Origin of the sequence: Microbacterium sp. CGR1 (assembly GCF_051062835.1) — a bacterium.
Taxonomy (GTDB): Bacteria; Actinomycetota; Actinomycetes; order Actinomycetales; family Microbacteriaceae; genus Microbacterium.
The window spans coordinates 1,584,489-1,600,408 of the sequence record NZ_JAOTPG010000001.1 but is presented as its reverse complement, the minus strand read 5'-3'; the positions used below and the strand labels follow the sequence as shown (position 1 = coordinate 1,600,408).

Here is a 15,920-nt window from a genome sequence, read left to right as displayed (position 1 = left end):
GCGGAGTCAGTCGGCGAGGGCGAGCGCACGGAAGGCGTCGCGCTCACGGAGATGCTCGCGGCGGCTGGCCGCTGCCGCGGCCGTGGCCTCCGCGATACGCGCCGGCACCTGCAGGCCGGTGGTGCGGCGGTACAGCTCGTCGATCAGGTCGGTGGCGAGGCCGACGAGCTTCGCGATCTCACGGTCGTCGCGATCGATCCACACACAGCGCGGCTCGTCGTGGATGGGAGCGAAGTCGACGTGCTCCTCCCAGACGAACAGCGTGCGCTCGGCGCCGAGCACGTGCTGCTGCCACCACACCTGACGGAGGTAGGTGCGGGGGATGCCGCGGAAGGCCTTGTTGGTGGTCTTGATCTCGGCGAGCTTGACGCGTCCGTCGGCGTCGACGGCGATGCCGTCGGGAGTCGCGAGGTGACGGTGCTCGACCTCGGCGCGGAACAGGGCGGAGGAGGGGAGGATGCCGTGCGTCGCCGCCACCCAGGCGGCGATCTCGGGCTCGCGGCGCCGGCCGTGGTCGGTGTACGCGTTGCCGCCGAAGCGGGGGCCGCCACCGAGCTTCGAATCGGCGGCTCGGATGATCGACCTCTCGCTGGTGAGTCCGGCCACATCCGTCGCGGTGATCCCGCGTGAGCGGGCTCGCATCCAGGCCACGCGGTCGCGGGAGTCCGCGACGATGCGAGCTTGGAGTTCCGGGGTCACCTATCGAGCGTAACCCCGGTCGCGGACTCTCGTTCCCCGTACACGCCGCGCCCCGGCATCCCTTCCGGATCGGGCCCGCTCTCAGCCGAGTGCCGGCCAGCCCTCGGGGCCGGACGAACCTGCGACGTAGTCCTCGAGCGGAACCTCGTCGCGCCGCCACGCCTCGAGGATCGGTGCGACGATCCGCCAGCACTGCTCCGCGGCGTCTCCCCTCACGGCCAGCATCGGGTCGCCGTCGAGGACGCCGGACAGCACTTCGGCATAGGCCTTGAGAGCGCCCTCGCCGAGTTCGGCGGACAGGGTCGCGCGTTCGAGCTCGAGCGGGTCGTCCGACGCGTTGAGGTTCAGCTCGAGCGACATCCGGTCGGGGCCGAGGGAGAAGCGGAGGACGGCGCCGTCGGAGGTGCCGGTGAGTCCGCGGGGAAGGTGGCGTACAGGACGGAAGCGCACGACGATCTCCCGGGCGGGCGTCCCGAGAGCTTTGCCGGAGCGGAGCCGGAACGGGATACCCGCCCAGCGGGCGTTGCGCACCTCGAACGTCGCCTCGGCGAGGGTCTCGGTCTGGCGCGCGGGGTCGACCCCCGGTTCGTCGACGTACGACGGCTTCGCCGTGCCGTCGATGTCTCCGGCCGTGTACCTCGCCCGACGTGACGATGCCCCCGGGTCGTCGCCCCACACCGAGGTCGCGCGGAGCACTGCACTCGTGGCTTCGCGGAAGTCGACCTCGTCGAGCGTGGCAGGCTCCTCCATAGCCAGCACGGCGAGCACCTGCAGCAGGTGGCTCTGGATCATGTCGACCAGGGCTCCGGCGGCGTCGTAGTAGCCGGCGCGTCCCTCGAGCGCGAGCGATTCGTCGTAGACGATGTCGACCGACTCGATGCTCTCGGCAGACCAGAGGGGTTCGAGGATGCGATTCGCGAAGCGCGCTCCGAGAAGGTTGAGGGTGGTCGATCTGCCGAGGAAGTGGTCGACGCGGAACACCTGGCTCTCCGGGACCAGCGCCGTGAGCGTGCGGTTCAGCGCTCGCGCGCTCTCCTCGTCGGTGCCGAACGGCTTCTCCATGACGAGCATCGCCCCATCCGGCAGCATCTCGGGTGTCAGCGCCTCGATGGATGCCGAGGCCACCGCCGGTGGCACGGCGAAGTAGATCGCGACCTGCCCTGTACGATCCTGCAGCAGCGCGCGCAGGTCGTCGGGTCGGGTGATGTCGGTGCGCACGTAGGACACGTCGACCCGGGAGGCCGCCTGCTCGGCATCCATCGACGCGAACGAGGTGCGGACCACGGACTCGAGATCCGCGTCCGTCCAATCCTCTCGGTCGGCGCCGATGACGCGCACCGCGCGGGAGGGCTCCCGCGTCAGCAGCTGTCCCAGCGCGGGAAGGAGGAGCCGGGAGGTGAGATCGCCACCGGCTCCGAGGATCACGAGCGTCGTCGCATCGGCCATGGTCCCACCGTAACCCGTCCGCCCCACCGAGAGTCGTGTCATGATCGGTCGATGCCCGCTCCCATCGAGGACTATGCCCTGCTCAGCGACTGCCGCACCGGTGCGCTCGTCTCGAAGGAGGGCAGCATCGACTGGCTCTGCCTGCCTCGCTTCGATGCGCCGTCGCTGTTCGGAGCGCTGCTGGGAGACGCGAGCAACGGATGCTGGAGCCTGCGTCCGCTCGACGATGCGGCGACCGCACAGCGCCACTACGTGTCGGACACGTTCATCCTGGTCACCCGCTGGGAGACCGCTGACGGCGTCGCCGAGGTGCACGAGTTCATGCCGTTGCATTCTTCACGCAGCGATGTCGTGCGTCGGATCGTCGGCATCTCGGGCCATGTCGAGTTCGTCACCGAACTGCGGCTGCACTTCGACTACTCACGCCGGCTGCCGTGGGTGCGACAGGTGGGCACGAGCGAGGAGCCGGCGCTGCGCGCGACGGCCGGGCCGGAAGCGGTGATCGTGCGCGGTGTGCGGCTGGTCGCCGAGGATCACCGGCACAGGGCGGAGTTCACCGTCTCTGCAGACGAGGTCCGTGATCTGACCCTCAGCTGGTTCCCCTCGCACGAGCATTCACCAGCTGCTCTCGACGTCGACGACGCCATCGTCGCCACGCGATCGTGGTGGCAGGGGTGGGCGAGCGGGATCCAGCACGAGGGCGCGTATCGCGGCGAGGTCGTGCGGTCGCTGCTGGTGCTGCGGGCTCTCACCAACAAGGACACCGGCGGGATCGTCGCCGCCGCCACGACGTCGCTCCCCGAGGAATTCGGCGGCTCGCGCAACTGGGACTATCGCTTCGTCTGGCTGCGGGATGCCGCGCTGACCCTCGAGGCGCTCATCGCGCACGGCTTCCTCGCCGAGGCGCACCACTGGCGGCGATGGCTGCTGCGCGCCGTGGCAGGTGAGCCGGACGAGGTGCAGATCATGTACGGGATCGCGGGGGAGCGCGACCTGATCGAGCGCGAGCTCACGAGCCTGCCGGGCTACGGAGGTGCGGCCCCGGTGCGTATCGGCAACGGCGCGGTCGACCAGTATCAGGGCGACGTGATCGGCGAGGTGCTGGTCGCGCTGGAGTCTGCGCGGATCGCGGGCCTCGAGGAGGGCGACTTCTCGTGGCCTCTGCAGCGGGCGCTGATCGAGCAGGTGATCGCATCGATCGACCGGCCGGACAACGGCATCTGGGAGATCCGGGGCGAGCCGCAGTGGTTCACCCACTCCCGGGTCATGATGTGGGCAGCCCTCGACCGCGGCGTGCGCGCAGTGCGGGAGCACGGCCTCCCAGGCGACGCCGATCGGTGGTCGGTGGTCCGCGACGGACTGCGCCGCGAGATCGACGAGCGCGGGGTGGATGCCGATCAGGGGTATTTCGTCCAGCACTACGGCTCGACCGAGGTCGATGCCTCGTTGCTCGTGCTGCCGCAGGTCGGGTACTGCGCTCCGGACGACCCGCGGATGCTGCGGACGGTGGAGCAGATCGAGCGCACTCTGCTCACGGGCGGATTCCTCCGGCGCTACCGCACGGAGTCCGGTGTCGACGGACTCGACGGGGGAGAGCATCCCTTCATCGCCTGCAGCTTCTGGCTGGTCGAGCAGTACGCGACGAGCGGCCGTGTCGACGATGCCCGTGGCCTGATGGCGCGGCTGATCGAGATGACGAACGACCTCGGCCTGCTGTCGGAGGAGTACGACGTCGCGAACACGCGGCAGGCGGGCAACACCCCGCAGGCGCTCTCGCACCTGAGCCTCATCCGCGCCGCCGACGCACTCGGGGGCCATGGGGGCCGCGCGGCGCATCGACGCTGATCCCGCCTGATTTGGGGAGAGCGGATGCGGTGAGGTACAGTGGGATCAACCGAAGACCGCTGGTCATCGTCATGCGCGCAAGCGCAAGAGGATTGAAGCTCTGCTCAGCAGGGGCCCGCGCAGGACACGAACTTTCCAAAGCTCCGTGCGCTTGCGCCGGAGCTTTTCTGTTGCCAGGGGTCGGACCCGGTGCCTCACCGCCGTGAGGCACCTCGTACACACCAAGGAGTGACCATGGCGCAGAAGGATGCATCGGTCGCCGAGCTCACGAAGTCATTCGAGAACTCGACTGCCGTTCTGCTGACCGAGTACCGCGGTCTGACGGTTGCCCAGCTCAAGGAGCTGCGCAACAGCATCCGTCAGGACGCTGAGTACGCCGTGGTGAAGAACACGCTGACCAAGATCGCCGCCAACAAGGCTGGCATCACCGCGCTGGACGACGACCTCAAGGGTCCGTCGGCCGTCGCGTTCGTGCACGGTGACTTCGTCGCCACTGCCAAGGCTCTTCGTGACTTCGCCAAGGCCAACCCGCTTCTCGTGATCAAGTCGGGCATCTTCGAGGGCAACGCCCTCTCTGCCGACGAGGTCAACAAGTACGCCGCGCTCGAGAGCCGTGAGGTTCTGCTGGCGAAGGCTGCGGGCATGATGAAGGCCACGATGGGCAAGGCTGCCGCCACCATCGATGCTCTTCGCGAAAAGCTGGAGACCGCCGAGGCCGCGTAAGCGACCTGACGTTCTCGTTCAACAAACCCCATCTATCTAGGAGATACATCATGGCTAAGCTCACCACTGAGGAGCTGCTCGAGCAGTTCGCAGGCCTGACCCTCATCGAGCTCAACGACTTCGTCAAGGCGTTCGAGGAGAAGTTCGAGGTCACCGCTGCTGCCCCCGTCGCCGTCGCAGGTGCCGCTGGTGCTGGCGCAGGTGCCGAGGCTGAGGAAGAGAAGGACTCCTTCGACGTCATCCTCGAGGCTGCTGGCGACAAGAAGATCCAGGTCATCAAGACCGTCCGCGAGCTCACCTCGCTGGGTCTCGGCGAGGCCAAGGCTGTCGTCGACGGTGCTCCCAAGGCCGTGCTCGAGGGCGCGAACAAGGAAGCAGCCGAGAAGGCCAAGGCTGCCCTCGAAGAGGCAGGCGCCACGGTTACCCTCAAGTAATCCGTTCCAGGTCGCGGCCTAGTGCCTCGCCCTGGATGCGTCTGAACGCTTCACGAAAGCCCCGGGTTCGCCCGGGGCTTTCGTGCGTCCTGGGCGCGACGGAGCGACACGACGCTCAGCGTCGACCGGCGGTGGAGCTGCGCACGACCAGAGCGGATGCCGTGAGCGTGCGCTCCCGCGGAGCATCCGGGCGGTCGATCTGCTGCTGCAACAGACGCACGGCCTCGTGCCCCTGCTCGCGCGGCGATTGCTTGATGGTCGTGAGCGCGAACATCTCGGCGTGCTGGTGGTCGTCGACGCCGACGATGCTCAGCTCGGTGGGCACCGCGATCCCCAGCCGACGCGCGGCGATCATCGCTCCGATCGCGGCCTCGTCGCAGACGCCGATGATCGCGGTGGGGCGGCCTCGGCGGTCGCCGAGCAGCTCGACAGCGGCGGCGTAGCCACCGGGCATGGTCGGGGGAGAGTCCGCGATCCGCGCGACCGCCTCGAGTCCGGCCGCGGCCAGGGCCTCCAGATATCCTTCGACGCGCTGGGCATCGCCGAAGCTGAGGTCGTCGGGGTCGGCGGACCCGCCGACGAAGGCGATGTCGGTGTGGCCCAGTTCGATCAGGTGCTCGGTGGCGATGCGCGCGGCGGCGACGTCGTCGATCGACACGGCACTGGACCCTTCGCTGTACGGTCCGACGCTGACGAGCGGGCGCTCCGAGCGGTGCAGACGCTCGAGTTCCTGCGCGCTCGGCTGGATGCCGACCGCGATGATCCCGTCGAAGCGTCGACCGGGGAGCACGGCGTCGAACAGTCGCTCACGCGTCTCGGTCCCCTCGCGGATCCCGTACAGGGCGAGCTCGTAGTCGAGGGCGAACAGCGATTCCTGGATGCCGGCGAGCAGCTCCGAGAAGAACCAGCGGTCGACAGGGGGCATGATCACGCCGACGGTCTGGGTGCGTCCGGTCGCGAGGCTGGTGGCGGAGGAATGAGCGACATAGGCCAGCTCATCGGCGGCATCCGCCACTCTCCTGCGGGTGTCCTCCGAGACGTACCCGCGGCCGCTGAGTGCTCGACTCGCCGTGGCCTTCGACACGCCGGCACGCGCCGCGACGTCCGCGATCGTGCTCATCGGTCCTCCTCGACCATGCGTGTGACGCCTCAGCCCCTCCTGCGCGCCGATGTCAGCGTAGCCCGTGTCCGGGCTGAAAGGAACCGGTTCCACACGAATCGTGAGGGAGCGCTCCCATGCATCGTGCGTGAACCATCGGAAAGGTTGCCGTGTTGTGATCCTGGCTTATTGTGCCGCGGTATCGGACCCCGATAGGTTGTCCTGGAATCGGTTCCCGATTCTGCGCCCAGGGGCGGCGCAGAACACGGCGGGAGCCGTGAAACTCGAAGAGGAGAATTCACATGGGTCTGTCACAGCGTTCGCGGCGTTACGCGCCGATCGCCCTGCTGGGAGTCGCGGGCATCGCGCTCGCCGGTTGTGGTGCTCCTGGTGGCACGGACGGCGGAGGCAGTGGAGGTGGCGGCGACAACACCGTCACGATCTACGGCACGATCGTCGAGGGTGAGGCGGAGCTCCTCGCGGAGTCGTGGGCGGACTTCGAGAAGGAGAACGACATCACGATCAAGTACGAGGGCAGCCAGGACTTCGAGACGCAGCTCGGCACCCGCGCACAGGGCGGCAACCCGCCGGACATCGCGATCTTCCCCCAGCCCGGTCTGTTCGCGGACTACGCGGCACGGGACTACCTGAAGCCGGCACCCGACGCGGTCGAGAAGAACGCGAAGGAGTACTGGACTCAGGGATGGGTCGACTTCGGCACGTACGAGGACGAGTTCTACGGCGCACCGCTGATGGCCAGCGTCAAGGGCTGGGTCTGGTACTCGCCCAAGAAGTTCGCCGAGTGGGGCGTCGAAGAGCCCACGAGCTGGGACGAACTGCTCACCCTCACACAGACCATCCAGGAGAAGAGCGGCAAGGCTCCCTGGTGCGCCGGCTTCGAGTCGGGCGTCGCGACCGGCTGGCCCGGAACCGACTGGATCGAGGACCTGGTGCTGCGCAACTCCGGCGCCGACGTCTACGACCAGTGGGTCAAGAACGAGATCCCGTTCACTGACCCCCAGATCAAGGAGGCGTTCGACGCCACGGGTGAGCTCCTGCTCAACCCTGCCTACGTCAACGCCGGCTTCGGTGACGTGCGATCGATCAACTCGACCGCATTCGGCGATGTGGCACCGGCGGTCGCCAGCGGCGAGTGCGCGCTGACCCACCAGGCGTCCTTCCTCTCGGGCTTCTTCCCCGAGGGAACCGACATCTCCGAAGAGGGTGACGTCTGGGCCTTCCTGCTTCCGAGCCAGAGCGAAGACGAGACCTTCATCACCGGTGGTGGCGAGATCGTCGGCGCGTTCAGCGACTCCGAGGCGACGCAGAAGGTGCTCGAGTACCTCTCGAGCCCCGAGTGGGCCGACAAGCGTCTGGCTCTCGGCGGCGTGACCTCCGCGAACAAGGGCGTCGACATCGAAGCCGTCGAGAACCCGATCCTCCAGGAGTCGATCAAGCTGCTGCAGGACGACTCGGTGACCTTCCGCTTCGACGGCTCCGACCAGATGCCGGGTGCTGTCGGCTCGGGAACGTTCTGGAAGGGCATGGTCGCCTGGATCAACGGAACCTCGACCGATGAGGTGCTGACGCAGATCGAGACCGGCTGGCCCTCCAGCTGACCGGATGAGGTGGGCCGCCCGACGGGCGGCCCATCTTCTCATCTCCCACTCGGTCCGCGCATGGTCGCGCGGACCGCTGATCAGCTCCGTCTCATGAAGGGGAATCCATGAACGCGACTGTGTTCTTCCAATGGATCGGGTCACTGCCCCCGATCGCCCAGGCTCTCGCCGTCGTCATCGCCTTCGCGGTGGTGGTCGTCGTCATCCTGCTTCTCGTCGACATCGCGCCCCGCAAGGGCGCCCTCTACACCGGCATCCGCCTCGCGATGTGCCTCCTCATCCCGTTCGCGGTGATGTGGTTCTTCAACTCCTACTACTGGGCGATGGGAGTAGCGGTCGCCGTCGGTGCCCTGTTCTTCTTCCTGGACTACCGATCGCGTGACGGTGTGGGGTACCTGATCCAGCTGGTCGCCTTCATGGCCCCGGCGATCCTGCTGCTGCTGGCAGGCCTGATCCTCCCGTCGATCCAGACCGTGTACGCATCGTTCTGGAACTCGACCGGCAGCGACTTCGTCGGCTTCTCCAACTACCTGTGGATCTTCACGCAGTCCGACGGCGTCACCTCGGTCGTGAACACGATCGTGTGGGTGCTGCTGGTGCCGACCCTCTCGACGATCGTCGGTCTCGCCTACGCGGTGTTCATCGACAAGACCCGCGGAGAGAAGATCTACAAGCTCCTGGTGTTCATGCCGATGGCGATCTCGTTCGTCGGCGCGAGCATCATCTGGCGCTTCGTCTACGCCTACCGCGGTCCCGAGTTCGAGCAGATCGGTCTTCTCAACCAGATCCTCGTGTGGTTCGGCGGCGAACCGCAGCAGTTCCTGCTGAACGGACCGTGGAACAACCTGGCGCTCATCGTCGTGCTGATCTGGGTGCAGACCGGTTTCGCGATGGTCGTGTTGTCGGCGTCCATCAAGGGCGTCCCGACCGAGCTCCTCGAAGCGGCAGAACTTGACGGCGCGAATGCCTGGGAGCGATTCCGCTCGGTGACGATCCCCTCGATCAGGCCGGCTCTCATCGTCGTGCTCACCACGATCTCGATCGCCTCGCTGAAGGTGTTCGACATCGTCCGCACGATGACCGGTGGAAACTACGGCACGTCGGTTCTGGCGAACGAGATGTACACCCAGTTCTCCAAGTTCGAGGCGGGACGCAGCGCTGCGCTCTCCGTCATCCTGTTCATCCTGGTGCTGCCGATCGTGATCTACAACGCACGCCAGATCAAGAAGCAGCGGGAGATCCGATGACCGACACCGTGAACTCAGACACCGGCCAGAGCACGAGGGCGATCACCACCGCCGGACGCTTCGAAGCCTCGGCCGGCCGCGCACGCAAGCGACTCAGCCGCCCATGGGCGACCGTCGCCTCGATCGTCATCGCCGTCCTCTGGACGATCCCGACGCTCGGACTGTTCATCTCGTCGTTCCGTGAGAGGGACGCGATCGAGACCACCGGGTGGTGGACGTTCTTCACCAACCCGCAGTTCACGCTCGACAACTACGCGGCCGTGCTGCAGTCGGGCACCACGCAGCTGACCATCCTCGAGTCGTTCTTCAACTCGATCGTGATCACGATCCCGGCCACGATCATCCCGCTGATGATCGCCGCGATGGCGGCGTACGCGTTCTCGTGGATCGAGTTCAAGGGGCGCAACGCCCTGTTCATCTTCGTATTCGCGCTGCAGATCGTGCCGATCCAGATGGCGCTCGTTCCTCTGCTGTCGTCGTTCTCTCGCGGAATCAACCTGTTCGGTCTGCAGGTCACCCAGGGGCTCGATGTGTCGGGTGGCTACGCGCAGGTGTGGATCGCGCACTCGATGTTCGCGTTGCCGCTGGCGATCTACCTGCTGCACAACTTCATGTCGGAGATCCCCGGCGAGATCATCGAGGCGGCCCGCGTCGACGGTGCATCCCGCGGTCAGATCTTCTTCCGGATCGTGTTGCCGCTGACGATGCCGGCGATCGCATCGGTCGCGATCTTCCAGTTCCTGTGGGTCTGGAACGACCTGCTGGTCGCTCTCGTGTTCGCCGACGGTGCAGCGTCGCCGATCACCAAGGTGCTCGCCGAGATCACCGGACGCGGTGAGGGCTGGTACCTGCTCACAGCCGGAGCGTTCGTGTCGATCATCGTGCCGCTGATCGTGTTCTTCTCGCTCCAGCGCTACTTCGTGCGAGGACTCCTGGCGGGTTCGACGAAGGGCTGATCAGTTCTCACAGAGCTGCGGAACACACGATGCCGCGACCGGGTGCAACACAACCCCGGTCGCGGCATCGTCGCACGTACGCTGTGAACATGAAGTACGCAGACTCCATCGTCGACCTCGTCGGCAACACGCCCCTCGTGAAGCTCCAGCACGTCACCGAGGGCGTGGAGTGCACCGTGCTCGTGAAGCTCGAATACCTCAACCCCGGCGGATCCGCGAAGGACCGCATCGCCTCGCGCATCATCGACGCGGCCGAGGCCTCGGGCGACCTGCGACCCGGCGGCACGATCGTCGAGCCGACGAGCGGCAACACCGGGGTGGGCCTGGCGCTCGTCGCCCAGCAGCGCGGATACAAGTGCGTGTTCGTGCTGCCCGACAAGGTCGGCGAGGACAAGATCGACGTCCTCCGCGCCTACGGTGCCGAGGTCGTCGTCACACCGACCTCGGTCGCGGCAGACAGCCCCGAGTCGTATTACAGCGTGAGCGACCGGCTCGCCCGCGAGATACCCGGGGCGTTCAAGCCCAATCAGTACGAGAACCCGAACGGCCCTCGCAGCCACTACGAGACCACGGGTCCCGAGATCTGGCGAGACACCGACGGCACGATCACGCATTTCGTCGCGGGAGTCGGCACCGGCGGCACGATCACGGGCACGGGACGGTACCTGCGCGAGGTCTCGGACGACCGCGTGCGCATCGTCGGCATCGATCCGGAGGGCAGCGTCTACAGCGGCGGCACCGGACGGCCGTACCTGGTCGAGGGGGTCGGCGAGGACATCTGGCCCGGCGCCTACGACCCGAAGATCCCGCACGAGATCGTGGCGGTCGGCGACGCCGAGTCGTTCGCGATGACCCGCCGCCTCGCCCGTGAAGAAGGCATCCTCGTCGGCGGATCGAGCGGCATGGCCGTGGTCGGCGCGCTGCGCGTCGCCCGCGAGCTGCCTGCCGATGCCGTCATGGTGGTGCTGCTCCCCGACGGCGGGCGCGGCTACCTCAGCAAGATCTTCAACGACGGATGGATGCGGTCCTACGGGTTCAGCGAGGTGGAGGAGGGCGAGACGGTCGCCGACGTGCTCGCTGCGCGCTCGTCACGCCTCGGCGACGGCATCCCCGATCTCGTGCATGCGCACCCGACCGACACCGTGCTCGAGGCCATCGGCATGATGACCGAGTACGACGTGTCGCAGCTGGTGGTGCTGAGCGCCGAACCGCCGGTGATGATGGGCGAGGTCGTCGGCACCGTCGATGAGAAGGGGTTGCTCGACCTGCTGTTCCGGGGCGACGCGAAGCCGGCGGATGCCGTGGGCGATCATGTGGGGGAGCGTTTGCCGCTCATCGGCATCCACGCTCCTCTCGCGCAGGCGCGGGCCGCGCTCGCCGAGGTCGACGCCCTGCTCGTGACCCTCGACGGCAAGCCGCACACCGTGCTCACCCGACAGGACCTGCTCTCGTACATCTCGCGTTGACGCAGCGCTGACGTCGCGCTGACGCAGGGCGTAACAGGTGCGGATGCCCCGGGTGAGGCGGACGTAGGCTGAGTCACATGTCCGAGCATGCCTTCGCCACCCGAGCCATCCACGCAGGTCAGGCGCCTGACCCGACCACGGGGTCGATCATCCCGCCGATCTATCAGGCCTCCACGCACGTGCAGGACGGCATCGGCGGATTCCGTGACGGGTATGAGTACAACCGTGCGGGAAACCCGACGCGTTCCTCGCTCGAGACCCAGCTCGCCGCTCTCGAGGGCGGGGCGAACGCGCTGTCCTTCGCCTCGGGTCTCGCCGCGGAAGACGCGCTGCTGCGCGGCATCCTGAAGCCCGGCGATCACATCGTGATCGGCAACGATGTCTACGGCGGCACCTACCGTCTGCTCACCAAGGTGCTCGCACCGTGGGGCATCGAGACCACGACGGTCGAGCTGTCGGATGCCGATGCGCTGCGCGCCGCGATCCGCCCCGAGACCCGGATCGTCTGGGTCGAGACGCCGAGCAACCCGCTGCTGAAGATCGTCGACATCGCGCTCATCGCCGAGATCGCGCATGCAGCCGGAGCGATCGCCGTCGTCGACAACACCTTCGCATCTCCCGCGCTGCAGCAGCCGCTCTCACTCGGCGCCGACCTCGTCGTGCACTCCACCACGAAGTACCTCGGCGGGCACTCCGATGTGCTCGGCGGTGCCGTGGTCTTCGGAGACGACAGGTTCTACGAGCAGATCAAGTTCCAGCAGTTCGCCGTCGGTGCCGTGTCGGCACCGCTCGATGCGTGGCTCACGACGCGTGGCATCAAGACGCTCGCCGTGCGGGTGCGCCAGCACTCCGAGAACGCGCAGGCGATCGCCGAGTGGGCGGCTGCGCGTCCCGAGTTCGCGACCGTCTACTACCCGGGTCTCGCCTCGCACCCGGGCCACGACATCGCTGCTCGCCAGATGAGCGGATTCGGCGGGATGCTCTCGCTCGGCCTCTCCGCCGGCGCGAACGCGGCGAAGGCCTTCGCCGAGTCGACCGAGCTCTTCCAGCTCGCCGAGTCGCTCGGCGGGGTCGAATCCCTCATCGGATACCCGCCGGACATGACCCATGCGTCGGTGCGCGGCACCGAGCTCGCCGTGCCCGAGAACGTCGTGCGCCTCTCGGTGGGCATCGAGGGCGTCGACGACCTGATCGCCGATCTCGAGCAGGGGCTCGCTCGCCTGAACTGACTCCGCCGGACACCGTCTGCGCGCAGGCCGCACAGACGCATGTTCAGAAGACGGATGCAGGTCGAAACCTCGCGTTTCGGCCTGCATCCGTCTTCTCGGCATGCAGGTGTCTCCGGCGGGGACGTGCCGGTGCACGCGGGCGCTGTAACATGGAGACTTCGCCCGGATCGAATCGTTTCGAGAATTCATCGACGATCCGACCGCACTCGCGACTCGACCTCACCCCCCCTCGAACTCCGGAAGGACCGTCGTGCCCGACGCTCCACGCACTGATTCCATCCCGACGACCTCCGCCGCAGAGCGGACGGCCACCGGCAGCATCCGCATCCCGTCGTCCACTGGTGCGATCCGCACCCTCGGATCGAACCCCGCGACGGCACCGATCATGCTGCACCCCGGTGACTCGATCTCGAACGGCCGCCGTGCGCTGTACATCGTGCTGCTCGGTGCGCTCACCGCCCTCGGCCCGTTCACGATCGACCTCTACCTGCCGGCTTTCCCCGTGCTCGAGCAGGACTTCGAGACCACGGCCGCCGCCATCCAGCTCACCCTGACCGGCACCATGATCGGCTTCGCGCTCGGTCAGCTCGTGGTGGGTCCGCTGAGTGACAAGGTCGGTCGCCGCATCCCCCTGATCGCCGTGACCGCGCTGCACGTGCTCGCGAGCGCCGCGGCCGCCTATGCTCCGACGCTGCCGCTGCTCAGTGGCGCTCGCGTTCTCATGGGTGTCGGTGCCGCCGCCGGTGGCGTCGTCGCGATGGCGATCGTGCGCGACCTGTTCGGCGGACGCCGCCTGGTCGTGATGCTGTCGCGACTCGCCCTCGTGTCGGGCGTGGCGCCGGTCATCGCGCCGCTGATCGGCTCGTGGCTGCTCACGCTCATGCCCTGGCGCGGCATCTTCGTCGTACTCGCGCTCTACGGCGTCGTGATGCTCGTGTCGGCCATCGTCTTCATCCCCGAGACGCTCCCCATCGCCCGCCGGCAGGAGAAGGGCGGCGCCACCGTCCTGCAGCGCTACCGCTCGGTGTTCTCCGACCGGGTCTTCATCGGCGTGCTGATCATCGGCGGCATGACCTTCTCGGGTCTGTTCTCGTACCTCTCCGCGTCGCCCTTCCTGTTCCAGCAGACGCACGGGCTGGATGCTCAGCAGTACGGTCTCCTGTTCGCCGTGAACTCCCTCGGCGTCGTCGCGGGTGTGCAGACGGCGTCACGCCTCGCGGCCCGCTTCGGCCCGCAGTGGGTCATGGCCTACTCGACCGCGGTGCTGCTGCTCGCGGGAGCGGCGATCATCGTCACCGACCAGCTGGGACTGGGCCTCTGGGGCACGGTCATCCCGCTGTTCGTGTTCATGACGGCCTGCGGTTTCACGTTCCCGAACGTGCAGGTGCTCGCGCTCGACAGGCACGGCAAGGCCGCAGGCACCGCCGCATCCGTGATCGGAGCGACCAACTTCGGTGTCGCAGGGCTCATCTCGCCTGTGGTCGGCTGGGTCTCCCAGGGGGCCGGGATCACCGCGACGACCATGGCATCCGTGATGGTCGGATGCGCGGCGATCGGCGTCCTGTCGCTGTGGCTGATCGTGCGCCCCCGGACTGTCGGCATGCTCGCTCCCTGATATTCGGCATCCGACCGGCAGAATGGTGCGATGAGAAGACGAACGCAGCTGTGGTGGGGAATAGGGATGCTCGTCGCGGCGACGCTCCTCGGGGCGGCGATCGTGTTCGGGTACACCGAGCCTCCCGGGTTCGACACCTGGTGGAACCAGGAGGTCGTCGAGAACCGCGCCGATTGGATGCTGACATTCGCGCTGATCCTCAACGACATCGGCGGCGGGTGGGTCGCCATCATCCTCGTGCCGCTGCTCATGATCATCGCCCTGCTGCTCGCTCGGCGTTGGCGGGCGGCCGTCTTCGCCGCCGCGGCCTTCCTCGCGAGCGCCGGGGCCGTGCAGATTCTCAAGCAGCTCTTCGGACGTGCGCGACCCGAGGACATGATCGTCGTGAGCGATTACGGGTCCTTCCCCTCGGGGCACACGGCCAATGCGGCGACCATCGCGGTCGTGCTGTGGCTCGTGTTCCCGCGCGTGTGGACCGCGATCCTCGGCATCCTGTGGGTCGTCGCGATGGCGATCTCGCGCACACTGCTGTCGGTGCACTGGGCGACGGACACCCTCGGCGGCGCCCTTGTCGGCGCAGGCGTGGTGCTGGTGCTGGGCTCCGTGATGCTGCCCTGGGTGCAATCGGCATCGCGCCGGGCGACGGTGCCCGCGCCGATAGGCTGACGGGACACCCCATCTCACCGAGGAGCCGTCGTGTCCCGCATCCGTCCGTATCGTCCGTCCGACCGCGCAGCGCTGTACGAGGTGTGCACGAGGACGGCGGATGCCGGCGCTGACGCGACCGGGATCCTCGCGGACGATTCCCTCTGGGGCGACCTCTTCGCGGTGCCCTACGCCGAACGGCATCCGGACCTCGCATGGGTGGTCGAGACAGACGACGAGCGCGTGATCGGCTACATCGTCGCGACCGACGACACGGAGGCCTTCGCCACGTGGTTCCGTGACGAGTGGTGGCCGACGCTGCGGGAGCGGTATCCGCGTGCGGCCGAGCCGTCGACCCGCGAAGAGCGGATGATCGAGCACGGGTACAGCCAGGCGCCTGGGCGGAACGCGAACGCCGCGGAGTACCCGGCCCACCTGCACATCGACCTGCTGCCCGAGACGCAGGGCCAGGGGCTCGGACGCGCACTCATCGAGACGCTGTTCGCCGAGCTCAGCCGCCGCGGAGTGCGCGGACTGCACCTGGGCATGGACCCGAAGAACACCGGGGCCGCCGCCTTCTACGAGCGACTCGGCATGACGCCGCTGCCGGCTGAGCCGGGCGGGCAGAGCTACGGGGTGCGGTTCAGCTAGACCTCGGCGGCTGTGGCTGTGGCTGTGGCTGTGGCTGGCTCATGACGGCGGCCGGGTGATCTGTGCGGCTGTGGGGTGGCGGTGACGGCGGGACTCCGGTGCTCGCTGCGCTCGGTTCTCCCCGAATCCCACGGTGCTCGATAAAAAGCATGAAGGGCCCCCGCTGGCGCGGAGACCCTTCATGCTTTTTGGCGGTGACGGCGGGACTCCGATCCTCGCTGCGCTCGGTTCTCCCCGAATCCCACG

General features: G+C 67.6%; 14 protein-coding genes. 11 read left to right on the top strand and 3 right to left on the bottom strand.

Features of this window, described 5'->3' with window-relative positions:
* Positions 1–6: 6 nt before the first annotated feature.
* Positions 7–699 (bottom strand): YqaJ viral recombinase family protein, encoded by a 693-nt coding sequence (locus OD997_RS07910; RefSeq protein WP_434331103.1) that lies wholly within the window; start codon positions 697–699, stop codon positions 7–9.
* 81 nt (positions 700–780) lie between these two features.
* Positions 781–2,145 carry a glucose-6-phosphate dehydrogenase gene (locus tag OD997_RS07905; RefSeq protein WP_434331102.1) on the bottom strand — a complete coding sequence of 455 codons (1,365 nt, stop codon included), beginning with the start codon at positions 2,143–2,145 and terminating at the stop codon, positions 781–783.
* A 51-nt stretch (positions 2,146–2,196) separates the two neighbouring features.
* Between OD997_RS07905 and OD997_RS07900 the strand changes: the two genes are divergently transcribed.
* From OD997_RS07900 to rplL, 3 genes are all read left to right on the top strand, one after another.
* Complete coding sequence (locus tag OD997_RS07900; protein WP_434331101.1) at positions 2,197–3,990, top strand: glycoside hydrolase family 15 protein; 1,794 nt, start codon at positions 2,197–2,199, stop codon at positions 3,988–3,990.
* A 234-nt stretch (positions 3,991–4,224) separates the two neighbouring features.
* A complete protein-coding gene (gene rplJ, locus OD997_RS07895; protein ID WP_053097428.1) occupies positions 4,225–4,713 on the top strand; it encodes a 50S ribosomal protein L10 in 489 nt (162 codons plus the stop codon).
* Between the two features lie 50 nt (positions 4,714–4,763).
* Positions 4,764–5,147 carry a 50S ribosomal protein L7/L12 gene (gene rplL, locus OD997_RS07890; protein ID WP_056514013.1) on the top strand — a complete coding sequence of 128 codons (384 nt, stop codon included), beginning with the start codon at positions 4,764–4,766 and terminating at the stop codon, positions 5,145–5,147.
* A gap of 115 nt (positions 5,148–5,262) precedes the next feature.
* Here rplL and OD997_RS07885 read toward each other — a convergent pair whose 3' ends face one another.
* Positions 5,263–6,267 carry a LacI family DNA-binding transcriptional regulator gene (locus tag OD997_RS07885; RefSeq protein WP_434331100.1) on the bottom strand — a complete coding sequence of 335 codons (1,005 nt, stop codon included), beginning with the start codon at positions 6,265–6,267 and terminating at the stop codon, positions 5,263–5,265.
* A 281-nt stretch (positions 6,268–6,548) separates the two neighbouring features.
* Here OD997_RS07885 and OD997_RS07880 point away from each other — a divergent pair, with 281 nt between their 5' ends.
* The 8 genes from OD997_RS07880 to OD997_RS07845 all read left to right on the top strand — a co-directional run bounded on the left by OD997_RS07880 (position 6,549) and on the right by OD997_RS07845 (position 15,674).
* The gene (locus tag OD997_RS07880; protein ID WP_434331099.1) at positions 6,549–7,865 is read left to right on the top strand and encodes an ABC transporter substrate-binding protein; all 1,317 of its coding nucleotides are present in this window, start codon (positions 6,549–6,551) and stop codon (positions 7,863–7,865) included.
* Between the two features lie 107 nt (positions 7,866–7,972).
* Positions 7,973–9,112, top strand: coding sequence for a carbohydrate ABC transporter permease (locus tag OD997_RS07875; protein WP_431071187.1), 1,140 nt, complete (start codon positions 7,973–7,975; stop codon positions 9,110–9,112).
* Positions 9,109–10,068: a carbohydrate ABC transporter permease gene (locus tag OD997_RS07870; protein ID WP_120494123.1), complete on the top strand. Its 960-nt coding sequence runs from the start codon at positions 9,109–9,111 to the stop codon at positions 10,066–10,068. Before OD997_RS07875 ends, OD997_RS07870 begins: the two co-directional genes overlap by 4 nt.
* Before the next feature lie 89 nt (positions 10,069–10,157).
* Positions 10,158–11,534, top strand: a complete 1,377-nt coding sequence (locus OD997_RS07865; RefSeq protein WP_434331098.1) for a cystathionine beta-synthase — start codon at positions 10,158–10,160, stop codon at positions 11,532–11,534.
* A gap of 77 nt (positions 11,535–11,611) precedes the next feature.
* Positions 11,612–12,763, top strand: coding sequence for a cystathionine gamma-synthase (locus tag OD997_RS07860; RefSeq protein WP_434331097.1), 1,152 nt, complete (start codon positions 11,612–11,614; stop codon positions 12,761–12,763).
* A gap of 250 nt (positions 12,764–13,013) precedes the next feature.
* Positions 13,014–14,378: a multidrug effflux MFS transporter gene (locus OD997_RS07855; protein ID WP_434331096.1), complete on the top strand. Its 1,365-nt coding sequence runs from the start codon at positions 13,014–13,016 to the stop codon at positions 14,376–14,378.
* A 30-nt stretch (positions 14,379–14,408) separates the two neighbouring features.
* Positions 14,409–15,044: a phosphatase PAP2 family protein gene (locus OD997_RS07850; RefSeq protein ID WP_434331095.1), complete on the top strand. Its 636-nt coding sequence runs from the start codon at positions 14,409–14,411 to the stop codon at positions 15,042–15,044.
* 30 nt (positions 15,045–15,074) lie between these two features.
* Complete coding sequence (locus OD997_RS07845) at positions 15,075–15,674, top strand: GNAT family N-acetyltransferase (protein ID WP_434331094.1); 600 nt, start codon at positions 15,075–15,077, stop codon at positions 15,672–15,674.
* Positions 15,675–15,920 lie beyond the last annotated feature (246 nt).

Coding starts and splice junctions, on each gene's coding strand:
- rplL (WP_056514013.1), top strand. CDS start 4,764: ATGGCTAAGCTCACCACTGAGGAGCTGCTCGAGCAGTTCGCAGGCCTG.
- OD997_RS07875 (WP_431071187.1), top strand. CDS start 7,973: ATGAACGCGACTGTGTTCTTCCAATGGATCGGGTCACTGCCCCCGATC.
- rplJ (WP_053097428.1), top strand. CDS start 4,225: ATGGCGCAGAAGGATGCATCGGTCGCCGAGCTCACGAAGTCATTCGAG.
- OD997_RS07905 (WP_434331102.1), bottom strand. CDS start 2,145: ATGGCCGATGCGACGACGCTCGTGATCCTCGGAGCCGGTGGCGATCTC.
- OD997_RS07880 (WP_434331099.1), top strand. CDS start 6,549: ATGGGTCTGTCACAGCGTTCGCGGCGTTACGCGCCGATCGCCCTGCTG.
- OD997_RS07870 (WP_120494123.1), top strand. CDS start 9,109: ATGACCGACACCGTGAACTCAGACACCGGCCAGAGCACGAGGGCGATC.
- OD997_RS07860 (WP_434331097.1), top strand. CDS start 11,612: ATGTCCGAGCATGCCTTCGCCACCCGAGCCATCCACGCAGGTCAGGCG.
- OD997_RS07885 (WP_434331100.1), bottom strand. CDS start 6,267: ATGAGCACGATCGCGGACGTCGCGGCGCGTGCCGGCGTGTCGAAGGCC.
- OD997_RS07850 (WP_434331095.1), top strand. CDS start 14,409: ATGAGAAGACGAACGCAGCTGTGGTGGGGAATAGGGATGCTCGTCGCG.
- OD997_RS07900 (WP_434331101.1), top strand. CDS start 2,197: ATGCCCGCTCCCATCGAGGACTATGCCCTGCTCAGCGACTGCCGCACC.
- OD997_RS07865 (WP_434331098.1), top strand. CDS start 10,158: ATGAAGTACGCAGACTCCATCGTCGACCTCGTCGGCAACACGCCCCTC.